Source organism: Paenibacillus sp. JT22N12, from assembly GCF_056269365.1.
Genome location: NZ_JBWDNU010000013.1, coordinates 132181 through 152479 on the forward strand (window position 1 = coordinate 132181; position 20299 = coordinate 152479).

A 20299-nucleotide genomic window follows, 5' to 3' on the forward strand; every position below is an offset into this window, starting at 1 on the left:
TGTGCAGCGAACCGGTGGGGCAAGCAAATCAGCGCCCGGTTCTGTGCACCACGAACCGTTAGCGCAAACGAACACGCGCCCGGCTTCGTGCTATCCAGGCAGCAAAAAAAGCAGGAGAGCCGCTGTCACGCGGCCATCCTGCTTCATCTTTTCGTCTGATAGCTTTTACGCCTTCAATACATCATGATCGACATAACGCTCGCCATTCAGCTCGCTGATCACATTGATCGCAACCTTGGCGCCGTCGCCTGCCGTAATGATCGTATGCAGGCTCACACCTGCACAGGCGCCTGCCGCCCAGATGCCTTTCACATTCGTCCTGCCCGAAGCGTCAACATCGAACACAGCCTTCACTCTCGGCTCCGTTCCCGGTTTGGTCTGCAGGCCTATCGTTTCTGCCAGATCGAGCAGCAGCCCGGATGCCACAATGACCACTTTCGCCTGATAGGTTTCATTCTCGGTTGTAATTTGAAAGCCATCCTCTGATTGCTGTACATGGGTTACTTTGGCCCGAATAAGCTCGGCGCCGAATTTTTGCGCCTGTTTGATGCCGACTTCAACAAGATCGACGCCTTTGATTTCCGGAACGCCGTAATGATTCTCGATCCAGGCTTTCTTCGTAATGCTTTGATCGCTGTCGATCAAAAGCGTCTTTTTCCCCGCTTTTGCTGCAAACAGCGCAGCGCTGCCGCCTGCCGGGCCAGCCCCGATAATCGCAATATCCACCATAAGTCCAAAACCTCCTCAAATTAGTAGGCTTACAAACCCCATCATACCGCTTGCATTTGCTAGTTTACAACTGCGCCTTCCAATTCCTTCAAATACTCGATGACTTGAATATGCTTGCGCATCGATTTCTCATGAACCATATTCAGCTTGCCGTTGTCCAGCTTCCCGAATCGCTCGGACAATTCCGGATTATCATGCGTCCAATCCACCTGGCTGAGCACATCCAGGCAGTCTGACCATCCCGGATTATATTTGCCGTCTTCCTTGTACAGGAAGTCATGGGCATACAGCGCCAGCGACTCCTGTACGATCCGGCTGGAGGATATAAAATGAGCCATTCCAGGCTGCTCCGGCATATGAGGCAGAACTCCATTAAAGAATTGATGAAGAATTTCCACATGAGTGGCAGGGTCCTTGCGGATTCGGCGCGCCAATTCATAGGTTGGATTCATTTTGCCCGTGTACAGCAGGGTCGCTACCGAATACAACCAGCTGAAGCAGGTGAAATTCTTGTTGTAGGCGGTCAGGTTGTTGCGGCGCTCGATACCAACCGTCTTCAGCAGCTCGTTGTTGTCGGCCACCTGCTGCAGCACCAGATTAAGCGGATCGCTGCCGTCATACGAATGCCCGAGCTCCTTGCTCACCAGTTGTACCTTGGAGTTGATATCCCCGAACAGCTGCTTCTCTTCCTCTTCCCCCAGACCTACATACAGCTGTACGGAAAGCTCGCTCTCCAGCAGATCCAGCCTTCTGGCCTCCATCTGCTCAAGCAGCCCCTCTGCCTGCTCCAGCTCTTCCTTCGCCTGCGGATCCTCCGGAGAGCGGCGGCATTTCAGCTTGAGCTTCGCGACTTCCTTCTCCCATCTGCGGTTTTCCTTGATCAGCTGCTCATTCGTGTAGCCGAGCGCCAGAATCCGGTGCTGGCCGTCCAGAATGCTGAGCTTGGAGCCATGCAGCAGTACAAGATGGTCCTCCGCTCTGGCAAGGGCGCCTACATCGCGCAGGGAAAGCGTAACAGGACCAAAGAACACATGATCCAGCTCGCGCTCCTGCAGATAGTTGGCGATTTTGCGGCGCTGCATGCCGCTCAGCTTCCGCTGCACCATGGGATCGATAGCCGTATAGTTCAGCAAATCATGGATCCGCAGCGAGACTGTTGCCAGCCCGAAGCGGTCGCAATAAGGATGAATCGTCATATTTAAGCGTAAACCGTCCATTAACCGATCTCCTCCTTATCCGAAATGAGAAACAGATTTTCTTTATCGTAGAAATCCCGGATATATTGATAGGCCTTCATAATCCGGCTCCGTCTTGGCAGGCGGTCCTTCTCCTCATCCTTATAGATCAGGCTCCAATCGATATGGGGCAGGATCTTCATGGCATGTGCGAGCGAATATTTGTTGAACTGCAGCGTCTTGAACGCTTCCTCGTTGAGGAACAGGGCAAGCGCGATCTGCACATTCTCCGACCAGCACAGCTCCTTACGGTCGGGAGCGGGCAAATAACGGAGCATGGTCTCAAAATAATAATTAGCCTGCTCCAGATGCTCATTCAGCGACACCTCGGTGTAGTGATAGCCGTTGTTTCTGGCGGCCGATTTGAGCCGTCCCTCGAAGAGGGCAATCAATAATTCAATAACGAGCGAATAAGCGAACAAATACTCCGGTCCCTTGCCCCGTTCAGAGTATGTATCGGTAGGAAGCTGATTCATCACCGGATATTCCTGCACAAGACGGGTGGCCATGATGTGATAGAATCGCCGCTGATCGCGCAGCGATGCCAGATTCCCGCCGATCTTGCGCGGCAGCTTATTGATATCGGAGAACAGCTGGCGTTCCTGCCTGGAATTAATATCGAGATAAATCATGACGGACATGGGGAAATCGTACAGTTTCCGCAGCTTTTCCGTAAGTTCAGCCACCCGGTCATATTCACGTCTGTCCTTGGCTCTTGCCATATTGCCCTGAAGCGTTTCCATAACACGACGGAATGCTGCCAGGCGATGCTGCCCGTCGACGACGTAGCATTTCTCTACGGATTGCAGGTCATAGGAGCTTCGGTTCGGATCGTATTTGCCAGCGCCTCTGGCGGATAGTATGATGCCTGGAAAATAAACATTTTGCCCATGATCCAGATAAAGCAGAATATAATCCACAAGCCTGGATACATTTTTGGGGATCAGCTGGCGCTGCACTTCAAGGTCGATTTCATAAATTGTAAACAGCTTGCTCATTGGCAGCGTGGTTGACAGCGTTGTTTGACCGAATGTGCGCGCCATATTTCCGGGCACTTCAACATAAGTACCAGGAATTCCAGTTGAAAACAGCTCGGATAGGGATTGTACCGGTTCCATAATTAACCTCCATATTTCGTATTACATACAGAATATAGTAGTATTGTAAACTTCGCAATGTCGTCTTTCGGATTCTTTCGTATTATAGTATATTCACGATACGCCTGTAAAAAGAAGTGTCCGAGCCCTTTATTGCCGGATAAAACAAAGAACCGTGCTTCGTTGGAAGCACGGTTCTTTGTCCCGGGAAGAAACAGAAAACTTTATCCCGGATTATTCTTTTGATCAACCATGGATTTTCCAGCAAACGATGAAGCAGCGCAGCGGCTTCGCCCGGTAATGGCGATCTCAGGCATTAATTTGCCTTTGTTTCCGATGATCCGGCCATCTCCCGTCTCCCTTTCTATTTAGATAACAACACCGCCGTCCACATTGATTGTTGCGCCGGTTACAAAGCTGGCTTCCGGCGACGCAAGGTAGGCCACCATACTGGCAATTTCGAAGTCATGACCGTATCGGCCCAGTGAAATCATGCCGTTTACAATCGGCGCATAAGGTCCGTCAGCCGGATTCATGTCCGTATCCGTCGGCCCTGGCTGAACAATATTTACTGTGATGCCGGCTGGGGCGAGATCACGGGCAAGACCGCGGGTCAATCCCGCTGCGGCCGCTTTCGTCGCAGTATAAAGACTGTTGCCGGGGAAAGGGTTGCTGTCGGCGTTGATGCTCCCAATATTGATTATGCGTCCTCCTGCGCCCATTAGGGGGCCGGCGGCTTGGACAGCAACGAATATAGCCCGGAAGTTAACAGCGACCATTTTATCGAACTCTTCAATAGAGAATTGATCATAGGGCTTCAGGTTGGCCATTCCCGCATTGTTAACGAGAATATCAATTCCGCCAAAAGCTTTGACGGTTTCTGCAACTGCTCCTTGAACGGCCTCCACATCCGCACTATCTGCCCGAACCGCCAAAGCACGGCCGCCGGCAGCTTCAATTTCCTTCACCAGCTCATCCGCTTTATTCTGCGCCTTTACATAAGTGAAAGCCACTGCTGCTCCATCGCCTGCGAGTCGTTTCACGATTGCCGCTCCTATACTTCTGGATCCTCCTGTTATCAAAGCCGTTTTTCCTGATAAAGGTTTTGCTGATTGAGTCATATTGCCATCTCCTTTTTGTTTTGGAACGTTCGGTTCATAACTTCACCGCTAATGTATCGTAAAAGATCAACTGCTGTCAAGAGCTCATTTCCAAATTTCAAAATGTTATATATTGACAAGCCGAAAATCTTGAATTTAAAGCCTGGCAGGACATTTCCCATGAATAATACGGATCTGCCGCGCAGATACTTGACAATTCATATCCCTATTCGTTATATTTATGTCATATTTATAAACCGAACAGTTCAATATTATGACAATATATGTTTTCGGGAAAACAACAGCGGTTGAAAGGGTGTAATCAGCATGGCAGGAGGACGCCCGCGCGCTTTCGACATTGATATTGCTCTGGAAAGCGCGCTAAGACTGTTCTGGCAGAAAGGCTATGAGGGCACGTCGCTATCGGATCTTACGGAGGCTATGAATATTAACCGTTCAAGCCTTTATACAACTTTTGGCAGCAAGGAAGAGCTGTTCCGTAAAGTGCTTGATCTTTATTACGAAGGTCCGCCAAGCGTCACTGGCGCTGCTCTTCACGAATCAACCGCCCGTGCCGTTGCCGAACGGCTTTTGAGCGCGACAGCCGACACGGTCACTGATCCTGCCACTCCAACGGGATGTCTCACTATTCAAGGCGCTCTTTCATGCGGAGAGGAAGCTGAGCCTATACGGCAGGAGCTCATTGCACGCCGGAAGGCATCCGGGATCGCGCTGCGGCAACGTTTCGAGCAGGCCAAAGCAAGCGGGGATTTGCCCGCCCATTCCAATCCGGCCGCTCTTGCCCGGCTCATTTCAACGATCGCTGAAGGAATGTCCATTCAAGCTGCAGACGGCGCAAGCCGTGAGGAATTGCAAGAGGTGATTGATACGGCGCTGCAGGCCTGGCCATCCTGAAACCGGATTCAGCCACCGTCATCTGAAGAAAAGGTAATTAAAATAAAAGCGGGACGTGAGGCTATTTAAGCCACGTCCCGCTTTTATGTTAGATATGATGTATGTTTCGCTTCCGCACGAGCCGCTTCCTTCTCGTTCGGAAGAGCCCGTTACTTGTGATTCGCCAGCCAATCCGTAAGCGCGGTAATTTCATCATCCGTCAGCGTTCCTTTGAAAGGTGGCATACCGCCGCCGCCATTTTGAATCTGGGTGGAAATCTGGTCCGCGCTCATAGTGGCGCCAATCTTCTGCAAATTCGGGCCTACGCCTCCGGACAGATCCGCCGCATGGCAGGAAATGCACTGCTGCTTGTATACGGCTTCCGCTGTCGCATCAACCGTTCCCGCATTCCCGGCCGGCGGGGCTGCCGGTGCGTTATTTGAGTTATTTGCCGGCGGCGGCGCGTTATTCGTATTGTTGTTGCCTCCGCATCCTGCTGCTGCCATAAGGATGGCAGCCATCACCAGCACCAGCGGTAATGTGGTTTTTTTCATGTGGGTGTCCTCCTGAATGTTGTCCGTAGCTTCTTTGAATGGGATAGCTTGTCTTTAAGATTGCCCGTCTTATACATCCTCATACACGCGGATGCCTCCCTTTGGTGAAGCACGCATAATGCGGGCGTGAATGGGTAAAGTAAAAGTATCCCTGAACATCCATTTCAGAGGGAAATCCGCTTGATACTAAAGGGAGCTGAAGAAGGAAGATGAGAAGCGACGAGGATTTGATTCGTCATTTAACCGAGCTCCGTAAACGGCTTATTCTCGTCGCGGTCTGGTTTGCGGCAGCATTCAGCGGGGGCTTGTATCTGTCGCCCGCCATATTACGGTATATCAAATCCAGGCCCGGCACCGCGGAGATCCAGTGGAATGTCTTCTCGTTTACGGACGGGCTGTTCATCTATTTGCGGTGCGCGTTGTTGTTTGCCATCTTGTTCACGCTTCCTTTACTGCTATACCAGATATGGGCCTTCGCCCGGCCGGGGCTCACAGAGAAGGAAGCCAAAGGAACCCTTTCCTATGTCCCCGTCTCCTTCCTGCTGTTTATCTGCGGGATCTCGTTCAGTTATTTTCTCGTCTTTCCCATGATGCTCCGGTTTATGGAGCAGATGAATCAAAGCATCGGAGCAGTGGAAACCTACGGTATCGACCGTTATTTTTCTTTTCTGTTCAATCTGATCCTGCCCCTTGGCATTGCTTTTGAAATGCCGCTCGTTATTTTATTTCTGACGAAGCTTGGGCTGCTGACGCCGGACAGGCTGCGGAGCACCCGGAAGTACGCTTATGTCAGTCTGGCTGTCGCCGGGTCCTGCATATCGCCGCCGGATTTTGCCTCGCATCTGTCCGTTACGATTCCATTATTGGTGCTGTTCGAGATCAGCGTCCTCATTTCCGTGAATTATTATCGCCGGAGAGGAACATCCGCCATACCGTCAAGCCAATAATGAAAGGAGGTTTAAGCCATGTTCAATAACATCGGCATTTCCGGGCTTGTGATTATTTTGCTGATCGCGCTCATCGTATTCGGACCGGCCAAGCTCCCGCAGCTTGGAAGAGCGTTCGGAGACACACTCCGCGAATTCCGCAACTCTACGAAAGGCATTGCAGACGATGATGAGCCCGTATCCGGCGCAACGGAATCCAAGTCCAAGGACGAGCAGCTCAAGCTCCTGTAGCATAAAAAGCAAGCAAGAACCGGCTGTCGCCTAAATTCTATAAGATCAAAAAGAACCTCCAATCCCGCTTTTGCGGACTGGAGGTTCTTTTGCTGCCGACGCCCCAAGCTTACACCAGTAATCCGCCCTTGCTCCGGTAGGTGATGATTCCCTCAGCGGCGCGGTAAGCAAGCGCCCCCACCGTTCCTGTCGGGTTATAGCCGGAATTCTGGGGAAACGAGCTGGCTCCCACCACAAACAGATTGTCCATATCCCACATCTGTGAATAGTTATTGACTGCCGATGTGTCAGGCGCGTTGCCCATAATAACGCCTCCTGTGTTATGGGTGGACTGGTATGTGGAAATATCGTAGGGGCCAAGCTCCTTCAAGGAGTCGACGTGGTCGGCGCCCATTTCCGTTACGATCTCTTTGCATTTGGAAGCCAGATACTTGGCAAGCTCACGGTCTTGATCCTCAAAGTCAAAGGTTATCCGCAGCAGCGGGTCCCCGTATGCATCCTTGTACGTCGTATCCAGATCAAGAAAATGCTGCTTGAATGACATGGAGGATCCTTGTCCGCCCACTGACAGGATACGGTTCGCGTACTTGATGGTGTTCGCCTTGAATTCAGGCCCCCATGTCGGAGTTCCTGACGGAGCGGGATTGTTCTGAATCGGCCTCTGTCCGGACTGGCTCAGGGAAAGCGAGCCGCCGTGAATAAATTTCAAATCCGAATGGTCGAAATTATCTCCGTTATAGTCATCGACATTGACGCCGAGAGCCCCCGCGCCGGCAAAATTATTGAACTGGTCTTTTTCGAAGAAGCCCTGCGCCGAGCCCTTCGACACTTGATAGGCGTAGTTTTTGCCGATGACGCCTTTTCCCGTCTTGGGATCATAAGGCGTGCCGATATCGGACATCCGCAGAAGCCGGACATTATTGAACACATAGCTGGTCAATACGACGATGTCTGCCGGCTGCTCGATTTCCTCGCCTGTCGTTACATCCGTATACATCACCCCGGTTGCCTTATTGCCCGTATACAACACGCGTCTGACATGTGAGTGCGTGCGGATTTCGAACTTGCCCGTTTTGTTGGCAACGGGAATAACCGTCACGACGGGATCGGCTTTCGCTCCGTATTCGCAGCCGAACCGTTCGCAATAGCCGCAGTATTGGCAGGCAGCCCGGGAAATTCCGTCCGGATTGGTGTAGTTCTCGGACAGATTGGCCGAGGGCATCATGTACGGATGCAAATTCAGTTTCTTGCTGGTATCGATGAAACGCTGCATGGCAGGCGATTTCTTCATCGGCGGCGTCGGGTACGGGCTGGAGCGCTTGCCGCCAAACGGATTCGGTTCCCCGGAGATTCCAGCCGTCTTCTCGAACTTGTCATAATAAGGCTCAAGCTCGTCATAGGTGATGCCCCAGTCCTGAATCGTCATATCGGCAGGAATTTTATTCTTGCCGTAGCGTTCGATCGTTTTGCTGCGGATTTGGAAATCGTAAGGGAGAAAGCGGTAGGTCTGACCGTTCCAGTGCACCCCTGACCCGCCTAGACCGTCGCCGATCAGGAAGGAGCCGTACTGCCGCATCGGCAGCGCGCGGAACTTCTCGCTGCTGCGGAAGGTGATGGTCTCCTTCGATAGATCCTGCATCAGGTCGTAACGAATCCCGTAACGCAGCTCGTCATGGACCATAAAATAATCCTCCGTTTTGCGTTCGCGGCCCTTCTCCAGACCAACAACATTCAAGCCTTTCCTGGTCAGCTCGGAAGCGATTATACCGCCGGCCCAACCGACCCCGACAATGACAACATCCGTTTTCGGCAGCTTCTTAGCCATAGAATTCCTTCCTCATTTCCGCTAATGCCCCGCCATATGCTCTTGCAGACTGCTTGGGGCGATAGCCGTAAATTCTTTTTCGATCACATCGGTATAGCTCATTTGATTGCCCGGATAATTCCGCATCCGCCAGCCGTTCTTATCCGTATTGCCGCCGTACAGCGGATCGCTGTATGCGCCTTCCAGCGTATTGCCGCGCATCATTTTGAAAAAACCGCTCGCCGATATGGTCGTCAGCTTCACTTCATCGGACTCGAACGCTTTGAGTACCTGATCCTGCTCTTCCCCGGTCAGCCCGGCGAAGCCTTTGCTTAACTTGGTCTGGCTGTAGTTTTCCATTTCTCTGAGCCCGATTTCATACATTTCTCTTCGTTTCAGACGCCCTTGGTAACCCTGGACCATCTCCCCGGTATAAAAGGGAGGGGACATATACTCTCTTCCGTTAAAGCCGTATTCACCGGCCAGCTGGTGGTCGATAAAGAAGGCGACGCCAAGCTCGCGCGCTCCCGGCCCGTTATTGTCCGACGGAAAAATCCGTTCGGTTGCCGCATCCACAATCGCAAACTGCTCCTGGTTGAAAAACATGAGCGCGCGGTTGTAATTGACCGCCGGCGGAGCGGGCTCATTCGCGGGCGCTGCCGGTTTGGCTTTGCGCGGAATCAGACTCCCGAGCGCTCCCCCCACAACGACGCCCCCCAGGGCAAATCCGGTATTTACGAGAAAACGACGTCTGGAAGGCTCACGAACGTCCGGATCGGACGGTTTCTTGCGATTATCTTCATCTGCTGCCAATCGCTTCACCCCTTGCATGGATTAGGGTTATTATTTTCCAATAATATGTGATTATACATTTTAGTTCCGCAGTAAATATTAACCTTAAAGAACGCAGCTCATATAGAGAGGAACTTTCACATGAATATCAAGCCTATCCTGCTTTCCATTCTGATCGTCGGGGCAATTGCCGTATCCGGCTGCCAAAACGGACGCAATCTCAAGACAGAGAGCGTCCAGGACGCCCAACACATCCAAGAGCAGCAAATGAGAACGCTGCGCAACCCCAATATCATTCCGAGCGCAGGCCACATGAAAGTGCAGACAACGAATGAACTGGGCAAGACAAGCTACGGAATGGGCAGCAATGTGTACAGTGTCATCGGAAGCTCGGGGCTGCACAGCGAGGGCTTGTCGCAGCATCTGGAGTCGCGCCTTGGCGGCATGGGGATTAACAACGTATCGGTATTCGTCTTTGACGACTCTGTCGTACTTGCAGCAGCCAAGCGGGAGCTCACCGCTTTGCAGTACGACCCGATGCAGGAGAAAGTACTGAGCGGTACAGGCGGGTTCTCGGGCAGGGGAACGGAACCGAACAGCCGGATCGGAACCTTTGGCGCCGGTGAGAAGGTATCTGCCGACAATATCGATATGGCCGAAAAGCAGATCGAAACACTCATAGGCGGCAGCGTGCATGTGATCAAGATCGTAAATCCCGAAGCGGTCAAGATCATCAATCAGATCAGGAGCTATTCGGAAAATCCGGAAGCGCACCCGAGCCAGATTGCGGATGGACTTAACAAGCTGCTGAGACTGGCCCCCCAAATGCCCCAGAAATAAGCGGAGAGCGGCGGAGAAATCGTTTCTTCGCTATTTTCACCGGCATGGTTAACCGAATTGATTAATTGAAGAATAGTTCCTCTTGCAGCTGGCTGGCGAGAGGAACTTTTTTTGTGTCGGCGCTGCATTCAACCAGCTGGCAGCCTGCATTCTCTATCGCTTGTCCAATTCGTCCGGTGCAACTAATTGCCTTATATCCGCGTCTATTTGTCGGTACCCAATAAATAAAGGATGGTGCAACGCTATGTTGAGAAAAAACATGATACGCACAGGCCTGCTTACTGCTATAGCGGTTGCTCCCTTGATGCAGCTTTCACCCTCCCATGCCGCTGCTGCAGCGGACGAGGCGCAATTTCAGATTGGAAAGCCGTCCTATTCCATCAATTCCGTGGTTCACCCTCTGGCGGCCCCTCCCTATATGAAGAATGCCACCACGATGGTGCCGCTTCGGGCAGCTGCTGAAGCCATGAAGGCAGAAGTCAGCTGGAGCGTCAAATCGCAAAGTGTCGTCTTAACCGGCCAATCCTTCGGCAGGCTGACCGTAAAGATGAATGAGAACATCGCCGTCAATGACAAAGGCGGAAAAATCAAGCTTCCCGAGCGCGTTGCTAATGTGAAGGGCATTCTCTTTATCCCGGTCAGAAGCCTGTCACAGCTTATGGGCTTTACCGTTCAATGGAACGGGGCGGACCGCAGCATCGTCATCAGCCAGGGAAGCGCGCAAGCGGACAAGCTGACCTTCCAGTATGGATTCAATAAAGATGATGAGGGCTGGGACGGCGGCTTCGCCGATCTGCCGGTCGGATACGATCAGGCTATTTATAACCTTGACTATAAACGCGAGCTTATCCCTCTCGAGGGTAATACAACAAACTTCGGATTAAAGCTGAGCGGAATGAACCGAAGCGACGATCTGTTTATGTTCGCCACCAAAAAGGTTGAAGGTCTGGAGCCAAACACAACATATCAGGTAAAGCTTAAGATCGGAATGTATACGAATCAGGGCGGAGGAATGATGGGCGTTGGAGGTGCTCCCGGCGAAGCGGTAAGCATCAAGACCGGTGTGCTGGGCATAGAGCCGAAGGCCGTTCAGAAGGATGATGGCGGCGGGAAGTTCTACCAGATGAATGTGGATAAAGGAAACCAGTCCGTGGAAGGCGCAGACGCCAAAATTGTCGGCAATATCACGAAGCCCGATTCGGAAAAGGAAGGCTATCAGCTCGTGACCTTCAATTACGGAACCAGCGTTACGACCAATGCCAACGGCGAATGCTTTATTCTGATAGGCAGCGATTCCGGCTATGAAGGCTTGACGACCTTATATTTCGACGATATCCAGCTTTCCTTGACGAAATAATTGAAGATAAACAGGTAAAGCAGTCCAGGCTTATTTTGATAAGCCCGGGCTGTTTTTTTTGTAACACGGGTGCGGACTGCTTCCTCTTCCATGCCGCAGCTCATGTGCAGCATCACGCAAACAGGAAGACCCGATCAAGCCGGATCTTTCATTACGGAGCCGCAGGTCGGCCCTATTTCTGGTTCCCTTCAAACGGTCTATATGGAAAGCTTGTTTCATATACATAGGCATAGACAAGCTCAATCCGTATTTTTGAAAGGATGCGAATGCCGCCGTATGGAGCACCTATTGCCGCTAAAGGTTGTATATCTGCTGATGTTCGGAACAGCCCTGCTTTGGACGGTCGTTTATATTCTCGTCATATATAGGGGGTTTAAGGATAAATTCTGCGGAATGCCCCTCGCCTCCATATGCGCCAATATTACCTGGGAGTTTCTGTTTACTTTTCTTATGCCGTTTCATCCCCTTCAGCAAATCGTCACCCTGGTATGGTTTCTGCTGGACTGCATCATTTTGCTCCAATATCTCTATTATTCCAAAGGCTTGTATCCAAAACGTACGATTCACGCTGCCGTCTTCTCCCTGCTTGTCATCGCTTTGCTGCTGCATTATGGGATGGCGGTTGAATTTCACGATAAATGGGGCATTTATTCGGCCTTCGGCATCAATCTGCTGATGTCCATCCTCTTCATCCAAATGCTGCTGGTCAAAGGGCCGCAGGGCCAATCCCTGCCCATCGCTTACTGCAAAATGATCGGCACCTTATGCGCCTCCTTCTTCAGCTACTCGCTTTTCCCCCAATCCGTTTTATTGACGATTATGTATGTTCTGATCTTTATCCTGGACGCTGCGTACATCCTCCTGCTCGCTGGCCGGTCAGTCAGCAGTACTCACAAGCCGGCTATTACCAATAAGACGATCTGATGAGGGGAGCACTATGAACGCATTTCACCAGGATTACCAACCAACTGACAACTATCGCTTTTTTGCATCGAGGTTCCCTCATTTCCCGTACCAAATTTCCCCGATATTTAAGAAACGCTAGCTCTCCTTCCGGTAAACGGCAGGACTCTTCGATGAATATCGCTTGAACCAATGGCAGAAATACTGCTTGGAGCCCAGGTTCAGCGCCTCGCTGATCTCATCAATCGTACTGTCCGTCTGCTGAAGCTCCCTGCACGCCCACAGAAAACGTTCCTGCTGAATGAACGCGTTAACCGTCATGTGCATCGTTTCGGCGAAGATCCGGGAGAGATGCCGCGGGCTGATATGACAGTGCCTGGCGATCTCCGCAAGTGCCGGGTTCGCCAGCTTATGGTCCTGGATATAGAGCAGCGCCTGCTCCACAATCTGCCGGGAACCGATGAAGCCGACATCGGCGATCTTCTCCACTTCTTGATCCTTGAGCTCGACGAGCGGCGAAATAATCGTCCAGATCAGTTCAATAATCCGCAGCTGCACGCGGAATATCTGATGGCCGCCGACATTCTGCTGCAGCTGCAGGATCGTCTGCAGTTCCTTTTGGATCAACGGGTAAATGCCGTGAATATGCGGCAGCTCCTGCCCAAGGCCGGTGATAGAAAACGGCAGGAAAAGAATTTCCATGGGGTCCTGGAGATCCGACCGCTGCTCATGCATCTCGCCCGGCGGAGCCAGATACACCATTTGGGGCATCAGCTCAAACTGATCCTTGTCGAGCCAGTTGATCCCTCTGCCCTTTGTTATAAAATGCAGCTCATACTGCTGATGGCAATGCGGGGCTATGTACCAGCCCGGCTTGGGCGCGACATACCCCATAAAATTAGCTTCGATTCCGATCTGGTCGAAAGTTACCTGCACAGCCGTTCACTCTCCCCAGTCTATATTGGAAGATACATCAACAGCATAACAGATAACAGACCTTAAACAACCCCCACATGTCCATATAACGTAATATATTGTCCTTCTTGGCTCCTATTGCGTTAGAGGATCTTGCTATAAAATGAACCTATCTGATTATGGAGGTGACGCGCTTGTCTGTGAAATGGAAGAAGCGTCTGATTGATTCGGCGCCATTCGAGGCCTGCTCTGTATTTGATGTCAACAATGATGGGCAGCTCGATATTGTCAGCGGCGAATATTGGTATGAGGGACCTGAATTTACGAAAAAGCATAAAATCTGCGATATTCTGGCCATCAACGAGTATCACGATGATTTTTCAGATTATCCCATGGACGTGGACGGCGACGGCTATCTGGATATTATTACAGGCGGCTGGTGGGGCGAAACGCTGCGCTGGCGGCAAAATCCCGGTGCCGCGGGAGGAGAGTGGCAAACCTTCGACATCGGACATGTCGGCAGCATTGAAACGATACGGTTCTATGATATTGACGGCTGCGGCATACCTGAGATCTTCCCGAATACACCGGGCGGCCCGCAGCTTTTCTTCAAGCTTATTGTGGACACGAACGGCCGCGGAACGGGGAAATTCGAGAAATACATCATTGGCGGGCAGCCCAGCGGGCATGGGCTGGGCTTTGGGGATATCAGCGGCAATGGACGCACAGATATCCTCCTCTGCGGCGGCTGGCTGGAACAGCCGGAGAATCCCTTCCAGACCCCTTGGGAGTTTCATCCCGAATTTTCGCTTGGCTCGGCAAGCGTCCCCATTCTTGCCCACGATGTTACGGGCAACGGACTGACCGATCTTATTGTGGGCCAGGCGCATGATTACGGACTTGACTGGTACGAGCAGATTGTCGATTCGGCAGGCAACCGCAGCTGGCTGAAGCATCAAATCGATCCAACCTGCTCGCAGTACCACGACCTGTACCTCGTCGATATCGATCTCGACGGCGAGCTTGAGCTGGTCACCGGCAAGCGCTACCGCGCCCATAACGACGGCGATCCGGGAGCATTCGATCCTGTCGGCATTTATTACTTCAAGATGAGCGCCGGGCAGTTCCAGAAGCATGTCATCGATTATGGACCAGCAGGCGAGGCAGCCGGCTGCGGAATCTATTTCTGGATCGCAGATTTGACCGGCAATGGCCGACCCGATCTCGTCGCCCCCGGCAAGGACGGCTTATATTTGTTTGAAAATCTCGTTACTGAAAAGGAGTAGGATCAGATGAGCCGCCAAAAAATCAGGCTTGGTTTTATCGGAAGCGGTTATATGGGACAGCTTGCCCATATGACCAACTATCTCAACCTGCCGGAGGAGTGCGAGGTTGTCGCCCTGGCCGAGCCGCGTCCGGGACTTGCACAATCTGTCTCCACCCGCTATGCGATCCCCCATGTATTCGACAGCCATGAGGAATTGCTGGCAAGCCGCCTCGTCGATGCGGTCGTCGCTTCGCAGCCATACACGCGCCACAGCATTCTAATCCCGGATATATTGCGCGCGGGCATCCCGGTCTTAACGGAAAAGCCGGTAACCCTGTCCGTTGCGTCTGGTGAAGAGCTGGTGAAGCTGGGGCAGGAGCTGGGTTCCCTGCATATGGTCGGTTATCACAAGCGCTCCGATCCGGCGATGGAATATGCGAAACGCATCGTCGATGAATGGAAGCAAAGCGGAGAATTCGGCAAGCTTCGCTATATCCGCATTACGATGCCCCCGGGCGATTGGACGGCTGCAACCGACGCACCGATTGGCACCAGTGAACCGGGCATAGCAGGCCCTCTGGAGCCGCTTCCGGCGGAATTCAGCGAAGCAAACGGAAGAAAATATGACGCCTTCGTCAATTATTATATTCACCAGGTCAATGCCTTCCGTTTCCTGCTCGGCGAATCGTATAAGGTGACTTACGCCGACCGGTCGGAAACGCTGCTTGTGGGCGAGAGCGAAAGCGGAGTATGCGTGACACTGGAGATGGCTCCGTACAGCACGTCGATTGAATGGCATGAGGGGATTCTCGTCGCTTTTGAGCAGGGCTTCATTAAAGTGGATTTGCCCGCGCCGCTGGTCCGCCAGCAATCGGGACAGGTGACGGTGATGCGGGATAACGGCAAGGATGTGCCTTCCTATACGACTCCGGTTATGCCGAATGTATCGGCCATGCGCAACCAGGCCAGGAATTTCCTTGCGGCTGTCCGCGGCGAGAGACCGGCCCCTTGCTCCGCTCCCGAGGCACTGGAGGATTTGAAGCTTGCCCGGGATTATATCCGGCTGCTTGAAGCTTATCAATAACATTCCAAAATATGCCAAAGGAAAAAAGCCGTATCCGGTGTCGCTTGCGACTCCTTGGATACGGCTTTTTCATAGGTTAAAATTCCATTCCTTACTGCTTAAATTTCTTGTGGCACAATCTGACTTTTTGCCTAAGGACGGCATGAGCCGTTTCCTTTTTACCTCGCATACCGCGTATGCTGTCCGTTATACACATTTTAAAATTACAAGAAGATAGTGCCATGAAGGCATCTATCTCCTCGTTAGCGAGGCCCATGTTTGCTCAAGCCAGGCATCAAAATCCTCGCCCTTATCGCCTTCGTACGAATTATACACATCAAGTCTGGTCTTCCGCAGCTTTTCCTTGAACTCTTCATAGGAGTGGCCCTCCGGTAGACTCTTCTTGATTCTGACCAGGATTTTGCCGACTCCTTTGATGAGCTCGCCCTTCGCCTTGGAAGGCGGCTGAACCTCTTCACCAAATGCCAGCAGCTTGCGGTAAGCAGCCTCCTGCACGCTGTATACGGTATCGTGATTCATCCGGTGCGTAAGCACGTCAATGGTTTTCGGGTGGTTCCACTGACCCAGCTCCTCTACCGCTTCCAGACGCTCTTGCCAGCTGGAGCGGTTAGCCGCTTTCTTCAATTCTTCGTAATTCGGGGGCAGCTCATGATTGACTTCTATTTCACTCAAACGATCCATTCTCCTTCTAGTTCGATTCCTGCCTGATGCCTGAACATGCCTTCATCTGGTATTGTACCATCATCCAGAGAAGAACATAACCTTAAGTTGCGAATCCCAGGCAGGAATCAGCCCATCCCTTCCCCTCAGCGACATCAGCGGCCCTAACCCTTTACACCGCCAACCGTCATCCCTTTGACAAAATATTTCTGCAGGAACGGATAAACCATAATGATCGGCAGGGAAGCGACAATCGTCATCGTTGCGCGGATCGAGAACGGCGTCACCGTATTCCCTCCCGAATTACCGGCGTTTGCGAACGCGTCGCCCGCCGTCTTCGCCGTCAGGGAGGCGTTGGAGTTCTGAAGAATCTTCTGCAGCTCGTACTGCAGCGTGCTGAGTTCGATATTCGACGAATTGTACAGGAAAACATCGAACCATTGGTTCCACTGATAGACGGCCGTGAATAATGCAACAGTCGCAAGCACGGGCATGCAGAGCGGCAGCACGATGCTGAAGAAGGTTTTGAAATCTCCCGCACCGTCTATCTTCGCGGACTCCAGAAGACTCTCCGGCAGGCTCTCAATGAATGAGCGGATGATGATCAGATTAAATACGCCGATAAGGCCTGGCCAGATGTATACCCAGAAGCTGTTGATCAGACCCAAATCGCGGATGAGCAGAAAGTTGGGAATAAGCCCCCCGTTAAAATACATCGTCAAAATAAATGCGATGGTGACGAATTTGCGGAGAACATAATCCTGTCTGCTGATGGTGTAGGCGACCATCGCTGAACAGAAAACGGTAAGCACGGTGCCGATGACGGTACGAAGTATCGAAATCAGTGTCGCATGAAAGATGGTGGCTTCTTTGAATACATAGATATAGTTGTCGAGCGTCCATATCCTCGGCCACAAATAAATGCCGCCCCTGATCGAATCATCCGCCGTATTCAAGGAGACGGCGAGCGTATTCAGGAAAGGATACAGGGTGACGATCATCAGAATCGTCAGAAAGGCATAATTGACAATATCAAAAATCAGGTCGCCGCGCGACGTGCGGATGCGGCTGGACTGTTTGGACACCGCTTCTGCTGCCGGATTAGCCATGAGGTTCCCTCCTTCTAGAACAGTCTGGACTCGCCCATTCGTTTTGCAATATTGTTCGCTGCGAACAATAAGATGAAGCTGATGATTGTCTTGAACATGCCCGCCGCAATCGAAAGCGAAAAATTGCCTTGGGCAATACCGTATTTCAGCACAAATATGTCAAGGTTCTCGGAATAATCGATGTTCATACCGTTGCCCAGCAAGTACTGCGGTTCGAAACCCGATTCCAGCAGATACCCGATATTCATAATCAACAATACGACGATGACAGGCTTGATGCCCGGCAGCGTAATATACCACATTCGTTTAATACGGCCTGCTCCATCCATTTCCGCCGCTTCATATTGGGCAGGGTCAATCATTGTCATGGCAGCCAGATAGACGATTGTATTCCACCCAACGTCCTTCCACACGGAGCTTGCTCCGAATATTCCCCAGAAATATTCCGGTATGCCGAGGAACAGGATCTCATTGCCTTTCTCCACAAAACCGAACCGGATTAACAATTCATTGATGATGCCGTCCGGCGACAATGTCGTCTGGACGATGCTTGCCGCAACCACCCATGAGATAAAATGAGGCAGATAGCTGACGGTCTGAACGACCCGTTTGAACGCGATCCGGCGCACCTCATTCAGGAGCAGGGCGAGTATAATGGCCGTAACAAAGCCAAGAACCAGGTTAATTCCGCTCATCGCAAGCGTATTTCTTAAGACACGGATGAATCGTTCGTCCTGAAACAAAAATTCAAAATGTCTGAATCCCACCCATTCCTGATCCTTGAAAACCTTGGCCGGCTTATAATCCTGAAAGGCGATTGTCCATCCCCATAATGGCATGTATTTGAATATAAAGAGCCACACCAGAAAAGGAACCGACATGAGGACCAGCATCCGTTGGTGAACCAGCTTCAAGGCAAACCGCTTCAGTCCCGTCGGCTTCTTTGGCAATGCCAGATCCGGCATTGACATTGTTGGTTTCTTCTCCATCTTCCATCTCTCCTTCCGGACTGAATGGGATTCGTTCAATGGAAAAGGCCGGACTTATGCGCGGGGCACGAAGCCGGCCTTTCGCCTATACCTACCTGATTATTTGCTGCTTGCGGTATCAATCAGCTTCTTCACTTCGTCAGTCGTCCATTTCTCGTAACCGGCCGTATCCAGCTTGCCGAATTCGGCCGTGTACTCAGTCCAGACCTTCTCGAAGTCAGCCGGCTTCGCAAGGACCAGTTTCGGGAAGTATTTCTTGGTGATTTCGTCTTTCTTCGTTTCCCAGATTTGCTGCTCCGAGCCCTGTTCCTTCGGAATGCCCCAAGCCGGGAACCATGGACGGTCATCCGGAGCGGCAAACAGCTCGGCATAGGTTTTGACGCCGTATTTCTCAAGGATCACTTTATCCGCTTCCGTCAGGCTCATCTGGAATACTTCAGGCTGCAGGCCCGGAGCAACCGAGTTGCCGTCTGCATAGGATGAACCGTTGCCGTACAGCGGCCAGTTCCAGGAATAATATTTGAACCCGAACGATTCATTGAACGGCTCGTCGATTTTGGCGATTTGTTCGGCTGTACGGAACATCCGGCCATTCTCGTCAACCTCGTAGGTTTCACCTTTTATGCCCCATCGTTGAAGAATCTGGTTCTCGTCCGTCAGCAGGTTATCCAGGTACTTAATGATGCGGACAGGGTCCTTGGCGCTGACCGTGATTCCCATGCCGCGGTTCTTAACGAAGCCCGGAGGATCCAGGTATTGGTCCTTCTGTCCGTCGAAGGTGACCGGCAGCGGGAAGTACACGAAATCATCCTTGGCCGGGTCCAGCTTCGCCGCGTCCGTCAATGCGCTTTGCGCATTCTGGAACTGCCAGCCGTAATCGAAGAAGCCTACAACCTTGCCCGAAGTCAGTTTAGCCAGATACTGATCGTAATTGTCGACGAAAGAGGCTTTGTCGAACAAACCTTGCGCATTCAGATCATTCAGCTTCTGCAGCCAGCGCTTGGTGGCATCCGTAGCCGCATACACCTTCGCCTCATGAGTCGTCATGTCGATGGTAATGTTGCCGTCGTTCGGGTAGCCAAGCAGATGCATGGGCGGGTTGGAGGTGGAGAAGAATCTCCAGTCATGCGTGAGCGAAATAAAGCCAGTCAAATCCTCGTCTTTATGTTTCTCCACGAAATTCTTGACCAGATCCATATAACCGTCAAGCGTGTTGACCTTCGGATATCCCGCTTCCTTCAGCACCCGGCGCTGTACCCAGAATGCGCCCTGGCCAATGTTCGGGTCGGGGATAAATTCGCCGACTACGTTCGAGAAGGGCAGGAAATAAATTTTGCCGTCCGCCGCTTTCATTTGGTTGAAATAAGGACCGTATACCCGCTTGATGTTTGGACCGTACTGCTCAATCAGATCATCCAGCGCAATAAATGCTCCGGCATCGAGAATCTTGTCGATGGCGGCGTCCGGAATCATGACGTCCGGATATTCGTTGGAGGCGATCATCGTCCCGATTTTCGTATTGAGATCGCCTACCAGATGCTCGATCTTGAAGTTGACGCCCGTTTGATCCTCGAGCATCTTGCCGATCGTCGTCTCGTTCGTGTTAATATCTTTTGCCGCTGCAACCCCGTTGAAATAAGAAAATGTCACTTTCTCCTGCTGCTCCGGCGCATCGCCCTCTGCTGTCTCATTCGTACCGGCCGTGTTCGCCGGCGTATTGCTGCTGCCCGTGTTATTGTTGTTTGAACATGCTGTGATCAACACCATGATGGCGGCCATACAAACCAATAGA

20 protein-coding genes are annotated in these 20299 nt (G+C 51.8%); 8 read left to right on the forward strand and 12 right to left on the reverse strand.

Features of this window, described 5'->3' with window-relative positions; translation table 11 throughout:
- Window positions 1–165 precede the first annotated feature (165 nt).
- The 4 genes from AC0YOA_RS31405 to AC0YOA_RS31420 all read right to left on the reverse strand — a co-directional run bounded on the left by AC0YOA_RS31405 (window position 166) and on the right by AC0YOA_RS31420 (window position 4182).
- Window positions 166–729 carry an FAD-dependent oxidoreductase gene (locus AC0YOA_RS31405; protein ID WP_475789955.1) on the reverse strand — a complete coding sequence of 188 codons (564 nt, stop codon included), beginning with the start codon at window positions 727–729 and terminating at the stop codon, window positions 166–168.
- Between the two features lie 59 nt (window positions 730–788).
- Window positions 789–1946, reverse strand: coding sequence for a DNA sulfur modification protein DndB (locus tag AC0YOA_RS31410; protein WP_475789956.1), 1158 nt, complete (start codon window positions 1944–1946; stop codon window positions 789–791).
- The gene (locus AC0YOA_RS31415) at window positions 1946–3082 is read right to left on the reverse strand and encodes a DNA sulfur modification protein DndB (protein ID WP_210037585.1); all 1137 of its coding nucleotides are present in this window, start codon (window positions 3080–3082) and stop codon (window positions 1946–1948) included. The genes AC0YOA_RS31410 and AC0YOA_RS31415 overlap by 1 nt, the downstream gene beginning before the upstream one ends.
- A 347-nt stretch (window positions 3083–3429) precedes the next feature.
- The gene (locus AC0YOA_RS31420) at window positions 3430–4182 is read right to left on the reverse strand and encodes a 3-oxoacyl-ACP reductase family protein (RefSeq protein ID WP_475789957.1); all 753 of its coding nucleotides are present in this window, start codon (window positions 4180–4182) and stop codon (window positions 3430–3432) included.
- 306 nt (window positions 4183–4488) lie between these two features.
- Between AC0YOA_RS31420 and AC0YOA_RS31425 the strand changes: the two genes are divergently transcribed.
- Window positions 4489–5076 carry a TetR/AcrR family transcriptional regulator gene (locus AC0YOA_RS31425; protein ID WP_475789958.1) on the forward strand — a complete coding sequence of 196 codons (588 nt, stop codon included), beginning with the start codon at window positions 4489–4491 and terminating at the stop codon, window positions 5074–5076.
- Window positions 5077–5225: 149 nt separating this feature from the next.
- Here AC0YOA_RS31425 and AC0YOA_RS31430 read toward each other — a convergent pair whose 3' ends face one another.
- Window positions 5226–5609, reverse strand: a complete 384-nt coding sequence (locus AC0YOA_RS31430; protein ID WP_475789959.1) for a c-type cytochrome — start codon at window positions 5607–5609, stop codon at window positions 5226–5228.
- Window positions 5610–5818: 209 nt separating this feature from the next.
- Here AC0YOA_RS31430 and tatC point away from each other — a divergent pair, with 209 nt between their 5' ends.
- Window positions 5819–6556, forward strand: coding sequence for a twin-arginine translocase subunit TatC (gene tatC, locus AC0YOA_RS31435; protein ID WP_210037581.1), 738 nt, complete (start codon window positions 5819–5821; stop codon window positions 6554–6556).
- An 18-nt stretch (window positions 6557–6574) separates the two neighbouring features.
- A complete protein-coding gene (gene tatA, locus AC0YOA_RS31440; protein WP_210037580.1) occupies window positions 6575–6787 on the forward strand; it encodes a twin-arginine translocase TatA/TatE family subunit in 213 nt (70 codons plus the stop codon).
- A 109-nt stretch (window positions 6788–6896) separates the two neighbouring features.
- On the opposite strand, the gene AC0YOA_RS31445 is transcribed toward tatA, so the two are convergent.
- Window positions 6897–8612: a GMC family oxidoreductase gene (locus AC0YOA_RS31445; protein ID WP_475789960.1), complete on the reverse strand. Its 1716-nt coding sequence runs from the start codon at window positions 8610–8612 to the stop codon at window positions 6897–6899.
- Window positions 8613–8633: 21 nt separating this feature from the next.
- Window positions 8634–9404 (reverse strand): gluconate 2-dehydrogenase subunit 3 family protein, encoded by a 771-nt coding sequence (locus tag AC0YOA_RS31450; RefSeq protein WP_475789961.1) that lies wholly within the window; start codon window positions 9402–9404, stop codon window positions 8634–8636.
- Between the two features lie 120 nt (window positions 9405–9524).
- Here AC0YOA_RS31450 and AC0YOA_RS31455 point away from each other — a divergent pair, with 120 nt between their 5' ends.
- The 3 genes from AC0YOA_RS31455 to AC0YOA_RS31465 all read left to right on the forward strand — a co-directional run bounded on the left by AC0YOA_RS31455 (window position 9525) and on the right by AC0YOA_RS31465 (window position 12504).
- Window positions 9525–10223 (forward strand): hypothetical protein, encoded by a 699-nt coding sequence (locus AC0YOA_RS31455; protein ID WP_475789962.1) that lies wholly within the window; start codon window positions 9525–9527, stop codon window positions 10221–10223.
- A gap of 244 nt (window positions 10224–10467) precedes the next feature.
- Window positions 10468–11580, forward strand: a complete 1113-nt coding sequence (locus AC0YOA_RS31460; RefSeq protein WP_475789963.1) for a copper amine oxidase N-terminal domain-containing protein — start codon at window positions 10468–10470, stop codon at window positions 11578–11580.
- Between the two features lie 276 nt (window positions 11581–11856).
- Entirely contained in the window at window positions 11857–12504 is a 648-nt protein-coding gene (locus AC0YOA_RS31465) for a transmembrane-type terpene cyclase (RefSeq protein ID WP_475789964.1), read from the forward strand.
- 117 nt (window positions 12505–12621) lie between these two features.
- On the opposite strand, the gene AC0YOA_RS31470 is transcribed toward AC0YOA_RS31465, so the two are convergent.
- Window positions 12622–13419 carry an AraC family transcriptional regulator gene (locus AC0YOA_RS31470; RefSeq protein WP_475789965.1) on the reverse strand — a complete coding sequence of 266 codons (798 nt, stop codon included), beginning with the start codon at window positions 13417–13419 and terminating at the stop codon, window positions 12622–12624.
- A 179-nt stretch (window positions 13420–13598) separates the two neighbouring features.
- Between AC0YOA_RS31470 and AC0YOA_RS31475 the strand changes: the two genes are divergently transcribed.
- Window positions 13599–14684, forward strand: coding sequence for an FG-GAP repeat domain-containing protein (locus AC0YOA_RS31475; RefSeq protein WP_475789992.1), 1086 nt, complete (start codon window positions 13599–13601; stop codon window positions 14682–14684).
- A gap of 6 nt (window positions 14685–14690) precedes the next feature.
- A complete protein-coding gene (locus AC0YOA_RS31480) occupies window positions 14691–15749 on the forward strand; it encodes a Gfo/Idh/MocA family protein (protein WP_475789966.1) in 1059 nt (352 codons plus the stop codon).
- 231 nt (window positions 15750–15980) lie between these two features.
- Here the strand turns inward: AC0YOA_RS31480 and AC0YOA_RS31485 are convergent, their stop codons facing one another.
- From AC0YOA_RS31485 to AC0YOA_RS31500, 4 genes are all read right to left on the reverse strand, one after another.
- Window positions 15981–16421: a HEAT repeat domain-containing protein gene (locus tag AC0YOA_RS31485; RefSeq protein WP_210037571.1), complete on the reverse strand. Its 441-nt coding sequence runs from the start codon at window positions 16419–16421 to the stop codon at window positions 15981–15983.
- Between the two features lie 152 nt (window positions 16422–16573).
- Window positions 16574–17518, reverse strand: a complete 945-nt coding sequence (locus AC0YOA_RS31490) for a carbohydrate ABC transporter permease (protein WP_475789967.1) — start codon at window positions 17516–17518, stop codon at window positions 16574–16576.
- 14 nt (window positions 17519–17532) lie between these two features.
- Window positions 17533–18483 carry an ABC transporter permease gene (locus AC0YOA_RS31495; protein ID WP_475789993.1) on the reverse strand — a complete coding sequence of 317 codons (951 nt, stop codon included), beginning with the start codon at window positions 18481–18483 and terminating at the stop codon, window positions 17533–17535.
- A gap of 123 nt (window positions 18484–18606) precedes the next feature.
- Window positions 18607–20286 carry an extracellular solute-binding protein gene (locus AC0YOA_RS31500; RefSeq protein WP_475789994.1) on the reverse strand — a complete coding sequence of 560 codons (1680 nt, stop codon included), beginning with the start codon at window positions 20284–20286 and terminating at the stop codon, window positions 18607–18609.
- Window positions 20287–20299: the final 13 nt, after the last annotated feature.

What these genes read in the sequence shown, in the direction of transcription:
- AC0YOA_RS31460 (WP_475789963.1), top strand. Translation starts at nt 10,468, where the DNA reads ATGTTGAGAAAAAACATGATACGCACAGGCCTGCTTACTGCTATAGCG.
- AC0YOA_RS31490 (WP_475789967.1), bottom strand. Translation starts at nt 17,518, where the DNA reads ATGGCTAATCCGGCAGCAGAAGCGGTGTCCAAACAGTCCAGCCGCATC.
- AC0YOA_RS31480 (WP_475789966.1), top strand. Translation starts at nt 14,691, where the DNA reads ATGAGCCGCCAAAAAATCAGGCTTGGTTTTATCGGAAGCGGTTATATG.
- tatC (WP_210037581.1), top strand. Translation starts at nt 5,819, where the DNA reads ATGAGAAGCGACGAGGATTTGATTCGTCATTTAACCGAGCTCCGTAAA.
- AC0YOA_RS31430 (WP_475789959.1), bottom strand. Translation starts at nt 5,609, where the DNA reads ATGAAAAAAACCACATTACCGCTGGTGCTGGTGATGGCTGCCATCCTT.
- AC0YOA_RS31405 (WP_475789955.1), bottom strand. Translation starts at nt 729, where the DNA reads ATGGTGGATATTGCGATTATCGGGGCTGGCCCGGCAGGCGGCAGCGCT.
- AC0YOA_RS31495 (WP_475789993.1), bottom strand. Translation starts at nt 18,483, where the DNA reads ATGCCGGATCTGGCATTGCCAAAGAAGCCGACGGGACTGAAGCGGTTT.
- AC0YOA_RS31445 (WP_475789960.1), bottom strand. Translation starts at nt 8,612, where the DNA reads ATGGCTAAGAAGCTGCCGAAAACGGATGTTGTCATTGTCGGGGTCGGT.
- AC0YOA_RS31415 (WP_210037585.1), bottom strand. Translation starts at nt 3,082, where the DNA reads ATGGAACCGGTACAATCCCTATCCGAGCTGTTTTCAACTGGAATTCCT.
- AC0YOA_RS31425 (WP_475789958.1), top strand. Translation starts at nt 4,489, where the DNA reads ATGGCAGGAGGACGCCCGCGCGCTTTCGACATTGATATTGCTCTGGAA.
- AC0YOA_RS31500 (WP_475789994.1), bottom strand. Translation starts at nt 20,286, where the DNA reads ATGGCCGCCATCATGGTGTTGATCACAGCATGTTCAAACAACAATAAC.
- AC0YOA_RS31410 (WP_475789956.1), bottom strand. Translation starts at nt 1,946, where the DNA reads ATGGACGGTTTACGCTTAAATATGACGATTCATCCTTATTGCGACCGC.
- AC0YOA_RS31465 (WP_475789964.1), top strand. Translation starts at nt 11,857, where the DNA reads ATGGAGCACCTATTGCCGCTAAAGGTTGTATATCTGCTGATGTTCGGA.
- tatA (WP_210037580.1), top strand. Translation starts at nt 6,575, where the DNA reads ATGTTCAATAACATCGGCATTTCCGGGCTTGTGATTATTTTGCTGATC.
- AC0YOA_RS31455 (WP_475789962.1), top strand. Translation starts at nt 9,525, where the DNA reads ATGAATATCAAGCCTATCCTGCTTTCCATTCTGATCGTCGGGGCAATT.
- AC0YOA_RS31420 (WP_475789957.1), bottom strand. Translation starts at nt 4,182, where the DNA reads ATGACTCAATCAGCAAAACCTTTATCAGGAAAAACGGCTTTGATAACA.